Raw genomic sequence first — 15,091 nt, forward strand, 5'->3', positions numbered from 1 at the left:
TTCTTATTTAAGTTGTAGATTGTAGCACGGCAGGCAGTGCGAGCCACACGGGCAACCGTAGTACGGTAGACAGTTTATGATTTTGGTTTTTGAGAAACTCGGGAAAATCTTTCTGCTTGGTGAGTTCGTAACTTTATACCATTTGTTTTTCGGTAGTAAAGGGAAAGAGATTTGCATTGGACAAGTTCAATAAAGCATAGACCATAGTTTTTAGGGTATAGGGATATTTAGCAAAAGCTTGTCGTGCAAGGGTATATTATTTACTAATTATTACTATCTTTGGCGCAAAAATATAATAAAATAATTCATATGAAAGCAGTTGTATGTATAGCTTTGGTTTGTATTCAATGCGTAGTGGCACAGCACACTACCTCAAAGTATCTTTTAGATAAAGATACTAAAGCCCCTTTACGAGCAGCTACAATTCATAATACCAACGACTACACCATCACTAATGACGATGGGCACTTTGTGTTCTATTCAGCCAACGATAGCGTAACTATAAAAATGTTAGGCTATGAAACCCTCAAAACTACTTTCAAAGCCCTCAGTCGTACAAAAGACACCTTGTACCTTACCCCAAAACCTTTTCAGTTAGACGAAGTAACTCTTTCTAACAAAAACATACTACAAGAAGCCTATAATCACGCTAGCACCAATTATCCTATGGAACCTTTTGCCGAAGATTTCTTCTTGCGTTGTATCCTCAAACGCAATGGTGAACTCGTGAAAATAGAAGATTTCAGTGGGCGTATCAAGCGCGATAAATTATTAGGAGCCAAGAAAAATTTCTCCTTTCAATTGCTAAATATGCGTAAATTTGGTATAGAAAAGAAAGGTATGCGAGCAGACGATTTTAATTTACCTTCTCTAAATGACTTATTTCAATGGTGGAGTAATGTTTTGTTTCTAAGTCCAAAGGAGTACCGTTTTTCAGGACTTAAAGTTATAGATGAAACACATCAACAGGTAAGTCACAATCCTAAAAATGAAGAAGACAATAAAAGTAGTATAGGTCATTTCATTATCAATACCGATGATTATGCCGTCAAAGAGCGTATTCATAAAATCAATCCTAAAATAATTCATAAAATACCCTATACTAAAAAACTATTCATCAAATACAGAACTATTGATTATTTTTATAAGGAAAAATGCGAGAAAGACACCAAAAACAACAAATATTTTATAGCCAATGCCATAGTTAACGCAAAAGTAGAAGGATATGTAGGCGAAGAAAGAATCGTATACGATGTAAGTTTCGAGCTCATTGTTACCCACCCTTTTTCAGACCTTAGTACTTTTAAAGCCAATGTAAATGGTAAAAAAGAGCTCTTTAAATTAGAAGTGCCCTATAACAAAGAATTTTGGAAGACTCAAAACCAATTGCCTCTTACCAATGAAATGCGGAACTTTATCAATAAACCCCACAACCCAAAAGAATACCACGTGATATCTAATTTCTAAAGTAATGTAAAAACATAACAATATGAAAACACTATTCCTTATCCTATTATTCACAGCTACTGCCTTACCTGCCCAAGTAGCTGAGCTTACTCTACTTGATGCCACTACTAAACAAACTATCCCCAACGTTGAAGCCTATTACACACACTCTCTCAACGGTACTATTACCAATGAGGAAGGCAAACTGCGCATTGCGGTGGAGAACGACACCCTTACCCTAAGCCATATAGGCTATGAAACTAAAAAGATTTTTACTGATAAGACTTTCGCTAAGGCAACAATCTATCTCAATCCTCAAGAAATACAACTTGAGGAGGTTGTGTTATATAATTTCGACTTAAAGAAGAAAGTGAAGTATGTTTTAGATAATTACTTCAAATTGTATGACACTAAGGCTAAGATATTAGAGTGTACCTATCGAGAAAAGATGATAAGAAATGATACTCTAAGAAGACTTTACCAAATACAATTAGACTGGTGGAGTAAGAATTATGTGTATCAGCCTAAAGAACCATTAAATAAAAATGTACGAATACACTTTAAAAATACTGATTATTCCAAGATTTCTAATCTTGAAGACGGAACTAATTCAGCATTTTTTAAACCTGCTTTTATTTTTCAGTATCTTCATCTCAATCCATATTTAGTGTTTTTGTATAATGCTAAGAATATACAGATCGAAAAAGTAGAAAAGGATAAAGAGCATACTATTGTAACTTTTGATTTTGACATCATTTCCAATAAAGAAATAATACAGTTTGCAAATTCAGTAATTTATTTTAATAATACTACTAATGCTATCAAGCGAATTGCATTCACTCAAAAACCTATAAATGGAGGGGGAGTGTCAGAAAAGAAAAAGATACCATATAAGACAATTAATAACAAAGGCACTTGGGAACTTACCTTTACCTCTTATAACAATAAATTATTATTCAGTTCATTTACTGCAAAAATGAGTTGTATGTTTCAATATGAAAACAAGCAAGATTATGTTAATATTGAGCAATCTTTTTTACGCACAGGTACACAAAACAAGCATATCAAAAAAGAAGATAGAATAGACGTAGAAAAACCTTTCTTTGAATATGTTACCCCTCACAAACAAGGTGAAGCCAAGTTTTTACTTACCAAAGAAGAACAAGATTTTATAAACCAATAACCATAATGCCCACTACCCAATAAGAATGCCGTGTAATTTCTAATTTTTAACTGTTAAAATACTAAAGCTTCAATAAGCAAAAAGCACCTATCAATACCTCAATCTCTTCAAAAAAAAATTAACAGTTTAGAAAAGGAACAGTAGTACAAAGATTGTAACGTATTGATTTATAATGTTAGCATAGTTAAAGTTTTGTTAAAATTGCACTTACCTATTGGCACGTTTTTTTTTTTTTTTCTATATCTTTGCGCTGTAAAAAGGAAGTAACCGATGCCTTGCCCAAAGAAGGTTTGATTTTCCTGTATTAAAATATAAATAGCTATGGAAACAAAATTCAACAAAGAGCAAGTTTGCGAACTTGACGAAAAAGCCTTAGTAAATGCGTTTGAAGTTGAAGAACTTGAAAAACGCTATGAAATGGGGTGGTTTAGTGGTGGTTCTCTGAATGGCGAACTCAGTGTAGACCACGAAGGGAATGTAGGAGGTAAAGTTGGAATAACAGTTCCTATTAAGTAAATTAATTTCACATAGGGTAATTAGTTTTTCTAATTACCCTTATTTTAAAACCTAAGTATGAAAAAAGTTTTACTAATACAATTTTTCTTGTTGCAAAGTTTATTACAAGCTCAAACAATAGAATTTACTGTACTTGATGCTACAACAAAACTACCTATAAGTAATGCAGAGATATATTATGCTAACTCTATCAATGGTACTATTACCAACGAAGAAGGCAAGGCAAAAATAGCTTTAGAAAATGATACCCTTACTTTGAGTCATATAGGCTATACTACTAAGAAGAATTTCACAGACAAAACTTTTGCAGGAGCAACCATATTTCTCAACCCTCAAGAAATACAACTTGAGGAAGTGGTGCTGTACAATTTTGATTTAAAAAAGAAAATAAAATATGTAATTGACAATTATTACAAATTATATGATAGTAAATCAAAAATATTAGAATGTACTTATCGTGAGAAAACAATTAAGAATGATAAGCTAATACGACTTTATCAGAATCAACTAAATTGGTGGAGTAAGAATATGTCTATCAGTTTAAAGAACCATTGAATAAATTTACACATATACAACTAAAGAGCACTGATTACTCTAAGATAATAGGTAAGGAAGAGGATACTTCTAATGAATTATCATTAGAACAAAAGAGACTTATAATGTATCTTCACTTAAACCCTTATTTAGTATTTCTATACAATGCTAAAACTATTGATGTTAAAAAAGTAGAAAAAGATAGCGAATATACTATTGTAACCTTTGATGCTGACTTTGGTAAATTTGATCTAAATGTGTTTAATTCTGTTATTTACTTTGATAATCAAACTAACGCTATTAAGAAGATTATTTTTAATCAAGTTCCTTATACAAAAGAAGGGTTTTCTGAGAAATCAAAAATACCCTATAAATCAACTCCAGAGTTTGCTACTTGGGAACTTACTTTTACATCTTATAAAGACAAACTATTATTCAGCTCTTTTGCAGTAAAAGCAAAAGTAAGAGTTGAATTTGAAGAAAAAACATATATTTATTTTTCTGAAGAAAACTTTCTTCGCACAGGTATACAAAACAAACATATCAAAAAAGAAGATAGAATAGACGTAGAAAAACCTTTCTTTGAATACGTTACTCCTCACAAACAAGGTGAAGCCAAGTTTTTACTTACCAAAGAAGAACAAGATTTTATAAACCAATAACCATAATGCCCACCACCGAGAAATCTCCAGAGTTTTACAAGCATTACCCTGCATTGTTTTGCGCTTATTTTCCTACTGTAAGTGCTGAAACCTTGCGCTTGCTCTGCAAAGCAGGTTATACCTATTACAATGCGGTGCTTTGTTTAGACGCCTTAGTAGATGAGGGCGATACAAAAGCATTGGTGGAAATGCTTGCCTTGCAAGAGGAAACAATTAAAATCCTCACGAGTATTTACGGTTATAAATCGTCCTTTTGGGAACTATGGCAACAGCGTAAAGCGGAGTACTTTAAGACTATACAAACCGAAAAACGCCTGCTTACTACCCCTGAGGTATCGTTTGAACAATACAGTAGCTTAGCAGATGACAAGTCGGCTTTTGGCAAAATAGCTATAGATAGCCTTTGGGTACAAAGCAACACTCAAAACAAGGCTGTGTACGAAAAATTATTATTATCGCATCGCTATTTTTCAGTAGGGTTTCAGCTTTATGACGATGTAAAGGATTTTGCACGTGATGTACGCCGTGGGCAATTCAATTGGGCGGTCTATCAGTTACAACAAAAAGTAGATTTTGCAGAAGCACAACACGAACCTAACACTCTTCACAAATATTTGTTTGTAAAAGGCGTGGGACAAGACTTGCTAAAAGAAGCTATTGTGCAGTTTGAAAAGGCAAAAGCTGTAGTAACTGAGCTGAATATTCCCAGCGGGTGGTTGCAAACTATTGAGCAGATGATTAGCACTATACAAAGCTATTTGGAAACTACCGAAGGTTATTTGGCTGTGCTAAAAACTACTCTTGCTCTTAAAAAAGAACGAAACACTGCCCTTTTTTTCAATTTTTCGGCAGTAAAAGAAGAGAGCATACACAAAGGTTTGGATTTTATAGAGCAAGATTTCCGTCAGCATTACGCTGAGCTGAAACATACTATGTACTTAGGTAATGCCGAAGGCTTTGAAAACACTTGTCAGGTACATACCTCCGATACTTTCCAGCGTGCACTATTAGACGATTGCTTGTACACTATTGCTCAAAGATACCAGTTGCCCATTACATCTTTCTTTGAGGAGGAATACCACTACTTTATGGAGCGTATCAATCCCGAAGTAGGCGCTTGGCAATACTTCCCCACCGTACAAGAAATAGCTCCTGATATTGACGATTTGGCGCAAATAATGCAGTTCTTTATTCATATTGGCAAAAAAGATGAGATTGCTAAGCACTGTCAAAAAGCCATTGATACTGCTATCAATAGTAGAAGTTGTGCGAATGGAGGCATTGAAACGTGGATACTCCCCAAGCACAACCTAACACCTCTACAGCAAAAGCAACAGTATTTCAACGAAAGCAAATGGGGGACAGGTCCCGATGTGGAGGTAGTAGCTAACTTCTTGTATGCACTCTATCTTTATGACCCAAAAGCCTATTTGTCTGTTATCCAAAAAGGAATTAGTTATTTATTCTCTCAACAAAAAGAAGAAGGTTATTGGGAGAGTCGTTGGTATTACGGCAATTATTACGGTACCTACGTTTGTGTGCGCTTGTTGCAATGCTTTGGTGAGCAATATACAAACCAGATACAGCGTGCTGTCAATCATATCAAAGACCATATACCTACTGAACCCCTTTCTATAGCATTGGCTTTACTCACTTTAAAAACAGTGGGGCTCAACACTGATGAAACTGCTATAATCCTACAAAAACAATTGCTTGCTACTCAAAATATCTCAGGAGGGTGGGAAGCTATGAACTTTATCAAACCTAAAGTGTACGAACCTTATAAAAGCGAGACACTCACTACTGCTTACGCTCTTAAAGCCCTTTGCTTCTAATGCAAAACAAAATTCCACATATTAATCCCTCTATTACTTTCAATAAACTCAGTGATAACGAGTTTATTCTATGTAACACTCTGCATAAGCATTATTTGAAAATCAATAAAGACACTTATAACCTCCTTTCACTCATAGACAATGAGCGCTCTCTTCAAGAGATATGTGAACTACACAACCAGCAATCTGAAAAGAAACTTACGGTAAGCGCTCTGCACTTTCTTTTTTACGACAAACTCTCAAAGTATGGACTCTTAGTAGGCGAAGAAGAACAACTAAAACCTTATCAAAAACCTTCCTATCTCAAACTGAGTTTTATCATTTTTAGCAAGCGTTTTATTGCTAAAATCACCCCTTCACTACATTTTCTTTTTCGTAAGAAAATAGCTTGGCTTATCTTATTCGTCTGTGCAATGGTGATAGGTACAGAGCTTTATTTACTTTTAGACGGCTATAAGAGTTTTAAAGTGCAAGAAAGTGTTATTTTCTTTTTGGTGGTAATGGCTATAAGTGTTACTTTTCACGAATTGGGGCACGCTACTGCAGCAAGCCATTTTGGAGCAGAACACGGAGGAATTGGCGGTGGTTTCTACCTATTTACTCCCGTTTATTTTGCCGATGTTACTGATGTATGGCGACTCAAAAAATGGCAACGGGTGGTAGTAAATTGTGCAGGAATGTATTTTGAAATCATTTTCTGTACTTTGCTCTCATTAGTAGGGTTATTGTTAGGACAAATAAGTCTGACTCTCATTGCTATTATTGTTTGTTTACATACTTTTTTTAACCTCAATCCATTTCTCAGAAGCGATGGCTATTGGATACTCTCAGATATTACAAATAAACCTAACCTTTTGCAACACTCTTTCCGCAAAATAGGTGATGTTTTCAGAATGATCAAAGGTAAAAAAGTACAGTGGACGAAAATAGATTTTCTCTTATTAGTCTACGGTTTAGTAAGCTATAGTTTTATTGTACTATTTGTGTATTATGTGCTATTTAAAAACCCACATTCTATATTAAACTTTCCACAGAACCTATATCATTTCCTCAAAAGTTTATGGGACAAGAACGCTACTATTAGTTTAGTGTCACTCGGCGAACTGATTGTACCAATGTTATTCTTCTATTTGTTGTTCAGCTTCTTAAAAGGAATGTTGAAGAAGAGAGGTTAGGGTTTAACTATCAGGTTTTAGTGGAACTTTTCTAACGACAAATAATTTTCTCCCTAATTTTACTTACAAGTCTCACTTTCTTTTTGAGGTTTTTCTCGTTAATAAGCAGAGTTTGGCTATTTGTTCAGTTTCATCAAAAACATATTTAATAAAGTGTTTTTCTAAAGGCAAAAGCGTCATAGTTAAAAGGTAAAACTGAATATTTGAATAATGAAAAGCTTGTGAGGAACGAGGTAAGAATAATTTCTAATTAACAGAATAGACAATTTGCAGATGAAATACTTTGCGTTTTTTTTGTTAAAAAAACACTTTTACCTGCATTTTGTTCAAAAAAAATCAGCCTTTTTTACCCGTTTGATATTCAGTTTTCTAACGCCTTTCTTTCGCCTTAGCTTCGGTTTAGATTCGCCTTAGGTTCGTCTTACCTTCGGTTAAAGTAGCTAAAAAGTAAAATATAAAAATAAAGACAATATATTGACTATTATATATTTATAGTTTTTAAAAAGATTTAAGATACTCAGCTCTTAAATCTGAAAAAAACGCAAGCATTTAACAAGTATTAACATTTTTATTAATGGATAGATTTGTCAATGCTCTATTTCCTGAATTTGCCAATTCACTAATTATTTACTACTTTTGCAAAAAATTACCTTGTAACTCATTATATGAAACATAGATTCCCTATACTGCTCACTATATTCATCGCCTTACTGCTGTGGCAGTGCGCCCGTCGTGGTTCGCCCACAGGAGGTCCCAAAGATACTACTGCACCTGTCCTTTTGCAGTCGGTGCCAAGGTCGGGAGCAATGAAGTTTCACGGCAAGAAAATACGTTTGCAGTTCGATGAGTTTGTGGTTACCAAAGACGTACGCAAACAGCTTATCATCTCCCCCCCGATGAAAACCTTCCCTACTATTTCGCCTACTTCAGCTTCGAAATGGTTGGAAATAAACATTATCGATACCCTAAAACCCAATACTACCTACGTGCTGAACTTTGGTAATAGTATTCAGGATTACAACGAAGGCAATCCTTTGTCCGATTTTAAATACGTGTTTTCCACTGGCGATGCGCTTGACTCGCTTTGGTATGAAGGTGATATTGCCGATGCCATTGCCCCTAAACCCGATAACTTTGTAACGGTGATGCTCTACCCTTATAATGAGCAGTATAACGATTCGCTCGTGTACAAAACGCAACCTACTTACGTCACCAATACGCTCGATAGTCTCGATAGCTTTGTGCTCGAATACCTCAAAGAAGGCAAGTACAAACTCATTGCGCTGAAAGAGAAGAGTGCGAACTATCTGTTCAATCCCAAAGACGACAAAATTGCCTTTATGGAAGAACCTATCACCGTCGCCTATTTAAAGGGGAATCCACAAGGTTTCTACCCCAAATTGCGCTTGTTTAAAGAAGTGCCTCCTTATAAAGCACACCGCCCTACACAAGTGGCGGGCAACCACATACAGTTTGGCTTCGAAGGTAAAACCGATAGTGTGAACATCAAGCCCATATCACCGGTGAGTAAAGATTTTAAGTATATCGTCTCCAAAGACCCCAAGAAAGATACGCTTAACCTGTGGTATAGTCCTAAACAGAAGGATTCTTTGGTATTTACAGTAGCAAAACAGAAAAAAATTGATACGTTTAAAGTCCGTATAAAGGAAATGAAGAACGACAGTTTGCAGATAGAGAACCTTTTTTCAGGTGATTTGCCGATGTACAAAGACTTTGGTTTTAGGAGTAATATTCCCATAGTAAAGACCGATAGCACTAAGCTAAAAGTGTTCGCAGGCAAAGATTCTACGGCGATAGCTGTTCCGTTTAAAACGCAATTAGCCCCTAATCGCTTAGAATACTATGTGCTATTCGATAAAAAGAACGACGAGACCTACCGCATAGAAGCACTCCCTAATGCGCTCACCGACTTTTTTGGACATACGAACGATACGCTAAAAGTAAACCTACATACCAAAAAACTCGAAGAAGTAGCCATTTTTAAGCTACACCTCAACACCGATGAGAAGACCCTGCAATACCCTGTTATTTTGCAACTCACCAACGAAAAAGCTACCGAAGTAGTGAGAGAGCTTTATGTTGAAAAACCACAAGAGCAATATGTGTTCGAGAACGTAAACCCCAGTAAGTTCCGCTTACGGCTGATAGAGGATAAGAATGCTAATCGAGAGTGGGACACAGGTAGTTTCCTTGAACAACGCCAGCCCGAGCGGGTCTGGTATTTCCCGCAACTCATAGAGCTTCGTGCCAACTGGGAAGTAGAAGAAACGTGGCGAATTGATAATTAGCATTTGCTATGTAGATAAAAATTATTATCTTTGCCCGAAAATAATACACACAGAATTATGACAACTGAACTCATACAATTATACGATACCGTAAGTGAAAAAATAGGTAAGGAAGGAGCTGCAGCGTTAGCCAGTTATCTTTCTAAATTTACTGATGAACGCGTAAAGGCAAATATTGATAACTTAGTAACTAAAACAGAATTTCATAAAGAAATAGCAGAAATAAGAATGGATATAGCCGAATTGCGTTCAGAGCTCAAGCAAGATATTGCAGAGTTACATACTGAGGTAGCAGAGTTGCGCTCAGAACTCAAGCAAGATATTGCAGAGTTACGCTCAGAACTTAAACAAGATATTGCAGAGTTACGCTCAGAACTCAAACAAGATATTGCAGAGCTACGCTCTGAATACAAACAAGATATTGCCCAATTGCGTACTGAGATTGTAGCATTAAGAGCAGATTTACAAAATGAAATGAAAGACGGTTTTGCTAAGATGAATCGTATCTTTATACAATGGCTTATAGGATTCTTTACTTCATTAGTAATTCTGATATTAACACTTTATTTTAATAGGTAATAATGATAAATATTATAAAAAAGCCTCATTGCACAGCAATGAGGCTTTTTAGTGAGTGTAGTTCAGATGAAGGAATACGAAAGAAGAATGGGAAGGAATCAGTGCTTTTACTCGTTAAAAAATAGAATACTATTAGGAAAGAACTCTAATTAACTGCTTAATTATAAAGTATTTTATTTGTTTCTAATTTATTTTTCGTAAAAAAACTATTAAAAAATTTGCAGATTAGAAAAATAGCAGTACCTTTGCACCGCAAAAATGAAATGTGATTGGTCTATGGTGTAATGGTAACACAGCAGATTTTGGTTCTGTTATTCTAGGTTCGAGTCCTAGTAGACCAACAAAAGGCTTCCTATAAGGAAGCCTTTTTTGTCTTACAAGAAGGGTGAAAACAACCGCACGATACGTTCTATGAGTTGTTTGAACTTACTCCGCTTTTCCCACGCTTCTAACCTTAACAAACTTGCGTCTTCTAAATCCTTATAGAAAATCCTGCGCAAATCACCTGCAACTTCTTTGTTGTACACTAAGGCATTCACTTCAAAGTTAAGGTCAAAACTGCGTGCATCGAGGTTAGCTGTCCCTACTGAGGCTACTTCGCCGTCTATCACAAAAGTCTTGGCGTGTACAAAACCTTTTTCGTATCGGTAGATTTCTACCCCTGCTTTTAGCAATTCTTCAAAAAACGATTCGCTAGCCGTATGCACAAACACCGAGTCGCCTTCTTTTGGTACAAATAATTTCACCTCTACCCCACTAAGTGCCGCAATGATGAGGGCTTCTTGTAGCGAAGTGTCGGGAATAAAATAAGGAGTAGTAATTAGGATTTCACGCTTGGCAGCGTAGATGAGTTGTACGGTAGCGAAGAGAATGTTAGATAGGTCAGAATCTGCACCGCTAGAGACGATTTGTGTAAAATAATCGGTAGGGTAGGGCTGTGTGACTATGGGGAAGTAAGGTGCATCGATAGCTACGTTTTCCTCACTGCAAAAATTCCAATCTTGTAAGAATACCGCTTGCAATACGTGAGCTGAGTAACCTCGTACTTTTAGGTGAGTATCCCGCCAATAGAGAGCATTAGGCTCATCGTTGTTGTACTTATCACTGATGTTGATGCCTCCTACGAAAGCGGTATAACCGTCCACTACCACTATCTTGCGGTGGTTGCGGTAGTTCATACGGTTAGCGAGTTTTACAAAGTTGATTTTGTAAAAAGGGAAAGCAGGCACACCATTGGCTAAGAGTTCTTTTACTATATTCTTGCGAATGCCCTGACTTCCGAAATCATCATAAATAAAGCGCACTTCTACCCCTGCCCGCACTTTCTCAATAAGGATATTTTTAATGGCATTGCCTATGTGGTCATTCTCGTAGATGTAATACTCTATATGAATATGGTGCTTTGCTGCGCGTAGGGCATCGAGTAGTTCAGGGAAGAGGTTTTCGCCGTTGCATATCACCTTCACCTCTTCGTTAGGGATAATAGACAGTCGTTCTTCTATGTTCGACAGGAAGCGTAAACTCTTTTCATAGGGAGTGATGAAGGCAGTATCAAGCGAGTTTAGATGGGCACGTATCTTCGGATAGATATGTTCTAATCGCTGGCGAAAGGATTGGTCGATAGTGAGCTTTTTGTGGTATATTTTATGCTTGCGATAGTTGATGCCAAATGAGAAGTAAAAGATAGCCCCCAATATAGGCACAAAGATAACCAAGAGCAAGTACGCTAGGGCTTTACTCACCGAACGGGTGTCCCACACGATGCGCAAACAAATAGCAATTATCAGTAGGACGTAGAGGATTTCATAGAGCAGAAGGAACTTCATTTTTCACTATTGTCAAGTAATTCTGCGATGTCGTATACTTTTACTTGTGTTTCTTTGTTTTTTGTCTTTATACCGTCAGTCATCATAGTATTACAAAAGGGACAAGCGGTAGCGATGATATTGGGGTGCACTTCAAGGGCTTGCTCAGTGCGCAAAACATTGATATCCTTATCGCCTTTTTCAGCTTCTTTGAACATCTGAGCGCCTCCTGCTCCACAACAAAGAGCACGCGCCTTGCAACTCTTCATCTCTACCAAATCAGCATCGAGTTTTTGTAAGAGTTCACGCGGGGCATTGTACACCTTGTTGGCTCTGCCCAAATAACAAGGGTCGTGAAAGACGATGCGTTTACCTTTAAAAGCACCGTCCTCAATGGTAAGTCGGCCTTCCTGCACCAAAGTTTTGAGCAATTCGGTATGATGGAGGACTTCATAGTGTCCGCCTAAGGCAGGGTATTCGTTTTTAAGAGTATTGAAACAGTGTGGACAAGCAGTTACTATCTTAGTAATATGGTAGCTGTTCAGCACTTTGATATTCGTCATTGCCTGCATTTGGAAGAGAAATTCATTACCTGCACGCTTGGCAGGGTCGCCAGTGCAGCTCTCTTCGGTGCCGAGTACGGCAAAACGCACCCCTGCTTTTTGCAAGAGGTGAGCAAAGGCTTTGATAATGCGCTTGGCGCGGTCGTCAAAACTACCAGCACAGCCTACCCAGAAGAGTACCTCGGGGGTTTCGCCACGGGCTGAGAGTTCTGCCATTGTTGGGATCATAATAATCTAATTTGAAAATTAGCAAATTCGGAAATTAGCAAATTTGGTATGAGTAGTATGAACTGTAGGTTATTTTACGATTACTAAATCGCCGTCTACAAAACCTACGGCTATATGTTGTACGTTAAAAAGTTTGATACTGTTCTCGGCTACTATTTCTTTAAGGATTTCGGTAATCATTGAGAGGGCTTGTTCCCAATGTACCTCTCCAGAGATTTCATCTAAAGGTAAAAAGCAGTCTTCGGGCACAAAATTTTCTTCGCAAGCCCAATCGGGGTCTTCATCATCATACCAAGAAGAGCCTATAAGCTCCAATTCGTAAGGTTCGGAGATGTTGAAATTCAGTGCAACAATATCATTAGGTAAGGTTTCTTGACGATCAATCTCAAGTAACCATTTTTTTATCTTGTTTTTAACAGTTTCTTTCATTTTATGGTGTTATTAGAGATTTGTAGGACGAGTTGGACAGAATAGGCACGAGCTACAAGCTCGCGCCAGCGAAAGACGGCTCGCACTAATCATTAAACACTTCTACGGTTTCTTCTTTGAGGACAAAATCGGTGAATTTGCCCTTGTAGCGGGTAGCTTTTACGATGTGATTGTCTATCCAATGATAGTTGCCTCCGCGAGGTTTGCCAAAGATGATGCCGTGATACTTAAAGCCGTGCTTTTTCAGCCATTGCTCAGTAACCTTACGGTGAGCTTCGGTGCGTGAGGTGAAAAAGTAAATCACGTGACCTTCGTCATACCATTTGTTTACTTGTGCTAAGGCATCGGGAAATACCTCGGCAGTAGCCATTCGCTCGGGTTCTTCATTGGGGATATCCTCGCCTACGGTACCATCAATATCGATGAGGTAGTTTTTTACTCCCTCTGGCAATATAGGATTTTTATTGCCTTGAGCATCTTCTTTTAAGGTAAATTTTTCAGTCATAATATTGAATTAGCAAATTGTTAAGGAATCCATTTCTTTTCGAAGTTAGGTTTGCGTTTTTCGAGGAAGGCATCGCGTCCTTCTTTGGCTTCATCGGTCATATACGCTAAACGGGTGGCTTCACCGGCAAATACTTGTTGTCCTACCATACCGTCATCGGTGAGGTTCATAGCGAATTTCAGCATTTTGATAGAAGTAGGCGATTTTGCCATTATCTCTTGCGCCCATTCAAAAGCAGTAGCTTCGAGCTCGTCGTGAGGAACTACGGCATTTACCATTCCCATTTCAAACGCCTCTTGCGCTGAATAGTTGCGCCCTAAGAAGAAGATTTCGCGGGCTTTCTTCTGTCCTACCATTTTGGCGAGATAAGCCGACCCATAACCGGCATCAAAACTGGTTACATCGGCATCGGTTTGTTTGAAAATAGCGTGTTCTTTGCTGGCGAGGGTAAGGTCGCACACTACGTGCAATGAGTGTCCGCCGCCCACTGCCCAACCAGGCACTACCGCAATCACCACTTTGGGCATAAAGCGGATGAGGCGTTGCACTTCGAGGATGTTGAGGCGGTGGTAGCCATCGTCGCCTACATACCCCTGATGACCACGTGCTTTTTGGTCGCCACCACTACAAAAACTCCATACTCTATCTTTTGGGGAGGGACCTTCGGCAGAGAGCAATACTGCCCCTATGTTGATATCTTCATAAGCATCTTTGAAGGCATCGAGGAGTTCAGAAGTGGTTTTAGGGCGAAACGCATTGCGCACTTCAGGACGGTTGAAGGCGATACGCGCTACGCCGTCACATTTTTTATACGTAATATCTTCGTATTCTTTTACGGTTATCCAATTCATATAAGTGAAAAGTGAGAAATGAAAAGTGAAAAATTATTTAGGGGCAAAGGTAGTAATAATTTGTCAATTAGCCAATTTGTAGATTGTCAATTATTTTGTACGCCCATTCCACCATCAAGTGCAATTTTTCAGATTACTTTCTGATAGAATAAATCTTTAGGTTTTTCAAAATCTAATACTTTTCTTGGTCTATTATTAATTTTATATTGATATTTTTTAATTTCTTTATCTGTAATATCTTTAAAATCAGTGTTTTTTGGTATGTATTGCCGTACAAGACCATTGGTGTGTTCACTAAGACCTCGCTCCCAAGAACTATAAGGATGAGCAAAGAAAAATTGTAGGTTCAATTTCTTTTCAACTCGCTTAAAGTCTGAAAATTCATTACCATTGTCAGCAGTAATTGTCTTTATATAGTTTTTGTAAGGCAAGGTCATATCTATAAGTTCATCTGCTAATGATTTAGCTTTC

Annotated in this window: 13 protein-coding genes, 1 tRNA gene and 1 pseudogene; 9 read left to right on the top strand and 6 right to left on the bottom strand. The window is 37.4% G+C overall.

The genetic code is table 11. From position 1 onward, the window contains the following. Positions 1–309 precede the first annotated feature (309 nt). From HMPREF1320_RS02135 to HMPREF1320_RS02175, 9 genes and pseudogenes are all read left to right on the top strand, one after another. Positions 310–1,467: a hypothetical protein gene (locus tag HMPREF1320_RS02135; RefSeq protein WP_009417255.1), complete on the top strand. Its 1,158-nt coding sequence runs from the start codon at positions 310–312 to the stop codon at positions 1,465–1,467. Between the two features lie 22 nt (positions 1,468–1,489). Continuing rightward, positions 1,490–2,629 (top strand): carboxypeptidase-like regulatory domain-containing protein, encoded by a 1,140-nt coding sequence (locus HMPREF1320_RS02140; protein ID WP_009417283.1) that lies wholly within the window; start codon positions 1,490–1,492, stop codon positions 2,627–2,629. 321 nt (positions 2,630–2,950) lie between these two features. Beyond that, on the top strand, positions 2,951–3,145 hold the full coding sequence (locus tag HMPREF1320_RS02145) for a hypothetical protein (protein WP_009417290.1): 195 nt from the start codon (positions 2,951–2,953) through the stop codon (positions 3,143–3,145). Positions 3,146–3,202: 57 nt separating this feature from the next. After that, a pseudogene (locus HMPREF1320_RS02150) lies at positions 3,203–4,341 on the top strand (carboxypeptidase-like regulatory domain-containing protein). A gap of 5 nt (positions 4,342–4,346) precedes the next feature. Beyond that, positions 4,347–6,176 carry a prenyltransferase/squalene oxidase repeat-containing protein gene (locus tag HMPREF1320_RS02155; RefSeq protein WP_009417298.1) on the top strand — a complete coding sequence of 610 codons (1,830 nt, stop codon included), beginning with the start codon at positions 4,347–4,349 and terminating at the stop codon, positions 6,174–6,176. Beyond that, positions 6,176–7,351: a M50 family metallopeptidase gene (locus tag HMPREF1320_RS02160; protein WP_009417286.1), complete on the top strand. Its 1,176-nt coding sequence runs from the start codon at positions 6,176–6,178 to the stop codon at positions 7,349–7,351. Before HMPREF1320_RS02155 ends, HMPREF1320_RS02160 begins: the two co-directional genes overlap by 1 nt. 665 nt (positions 7,352–8,016) lie before the next feature. Next, positions 8,017–9,660 carry an Ig-like domain-containing protein gene (locus tag HMPREF1320_RS02165; protein ID WP_009417284.1) on the top strand — a complete coding sequence of 548 codons (1,644 nt, stop codon included), beginning with the start codon at positions 8,017–8,019 and terminating at the stop codon, positions 9,658–9,660. Between the two features lie 57 nt (positions 9,661–9,717). After that, a complete protein-coding gene (locus tag HMPREF1320_RS02170; RefSeq protein ID WP_034553891.1) occupies positions 9,718–10,239 on the top strand; it encodes a coiled-coil domain-containing protein in 522 nt (173 codons plus the stop codon). 270 nt (positions 10,240–10,509) lie between these two features. Beyond that, positions 10,510–10,580: transfer RNA gene (locus HMPREF1320_RS02175), tRNA-Gln, on the top strand. A 33-nt stretch (positions 10,581–10,613) separates the two neighbouring features. Here the strand turns inward: HMPREF1320_RS02175 and cls are convergent. The 6 genes from cls to HMPREF1320_RS02205 form a co-directional block, all read right to left on the bottom strand. Continuing rightward, positions 10,614–12,065, bottom strand: coding sequence for a cardiolipin synthase (gene cls, locus HMPREF1320_RS02180; protein ID WP_009417259.1), 1,452 nt, complete (start codon positions 12,063–12,065; stop codon positions 10,614–10,616). Continuing rightward, the gene (locus HMPREF1320_RS02185; RefSeq protein ID WP_009417248.1) at positions 12,062–12,835 is read right to left on the bottom strand and encodes a (Fe-S)-binding protein; all 774 of its coding nucleotides are present in this window, start codon (positions 12,833–12,835) and stop codon (positions 12,062–12,064) included. Before HMPREF1320_RS02185 ends, cls begins: the two co-directional genes overlap by 4 nt. 69 nt (positions 12,836–12,904) lie before the next feature. Next, on the bottom strand, positions 12,905–13,264 hold the full coding sequence (locus HMPREF1320_RS02190) for a hypothetical protein (protein ID WP_009417302.1): 360 nt from the start codon (positions 13,262–13,264) through the stop codon (positions 12,905–12,907). An 85-nt stretch (positions 13,265–13,349) separates the two neighbouring features. Next, a complete protein-coding gene (locus HMPREF1320_RS02195) occupies positions 13,350–13,769 on the bottom strand; it encodes a phosphoheptose isomerase (RefSeq protein WP_009417275.1) in 420 nt (139 codons plus the stop codon). Positions 13,770–13,789: 20 nt separating this feature from the next. Then, positions 13,790–14,620 carry a 1,4-dihydroxy-2-naphthoyl-CoA synthase gene (locus tag HMPREF1320_RS02200; protein WP_009417288.1) on the bottom strand — a complete coding sequence of 277 codons (831 nt, stop codon included), beginning with the start codon at positions 14,618–14,620 and terminating at the stop codon, positions 13,790–13,792. A gap of 128 nt (positions 14,621–14,748) precedes the next feature. Beyond that, a partial coding sequence (locus tag HMPREF1320_RS02205) for an IS30 family transposase (RefSeq protein ID WP_009417300.1) occupies positions 14,749–15,091 on the bottom strand: 343 nt, incomplete at its 5' end.

Origin of the sequence: Capnocytophaga sp. oral taxon 335 str. F0486, assembly GCF_000277665.1 — a bacterium.
Taxonomy (GTDB): Bacteria; Bacteroidota; Bacteroidia; order Flavobacteriales; family Flavobacteriaceae; genus Capnocytophaga; species Capnocytophaga ochracea.

Coding starts and splice junctions, on each gene's coding strand:
- HMPREF1320_RS02135 (WP_009417255.1), top strand. CDS start 310: ATGAAAGCAGTTGTATGTATAGCTTTGGTTTGTATTCAATGCGTAGTG.
- HMPREF1320_RS02140 (WP_009417283.1), top strand. CDS start 1,490: ATGAAAACACTATTCCTTATCCTATTATTCACAGCTACTGCCTTACCT.
- HMPREF1320_RS02145 (WP_009417290.1), top strand. CDS start 2,951: ATGGAAACAAAATTCAACAAAGAGCAAGTTTGCGAACTTGACGAAAAA.
- HMPREF1320_RS02155 (WP_009417298.1), top strand. CDS start 4,347: ATGCCCACCACCGAGAAATCTCCAGAGTTTTACAAGCATTACCCTGCA.
- HMPREF1320_RS02160 (WP_009417286.1), top strand. CDS start 6,176: ATGCAAAACAAAATTCCACATATTAATCCCTCTATTACTTTCAATAAA.
- HMPREF1320_RS02165 (WP_009417284.1), top strand. CDS start 8,017: ATGAAACATAGATTCCCTATACTGCTCACTATATTCATCGCCTTACTG.
- HMPREF1320_RS02170 (WP_034553891.1), top strand. CDS start 9,718: ATGACAACTGAACTCATACAATTATACGATACCGTAAGTGAAAAAATA.
- cls (WP_009417259.1), bottom strand. CDS start 12,065: ATGAAGTTCCTTCTGCTCTATGAAATCCTCTACGTCCTACTGATAATT.
- HMPREF1320_RS02185 (WP_009417248.1), bottom strand. CDS start 12,835: ATGATCCCAACAATGGCAGAACTCTCAGCCCGTGGCGAAACCCCCGAG.
- HMPREF1320_RS02190 (WP_009417302.1), bottom strand. CDS start 13,264: ATGAAAGAAACTGTTAAAAACAAGATAAAAAAATGGTTACTTGAGATT.
- HMPREF1320_RS02195 (WP_009417275.1), bottom strand. CDS start 13,769: ATGACTGAAAAATTTACCTTAAAAGAAGATGCTCAAGGCAATAAAAAT.
- HMPREF1320_RS02200 (WP_009417288.1), bottom strand. CDS start 14,620: ATGAATTGGATAACCGTAAAAGAATACGAAGATATTACGTATAAAAAA.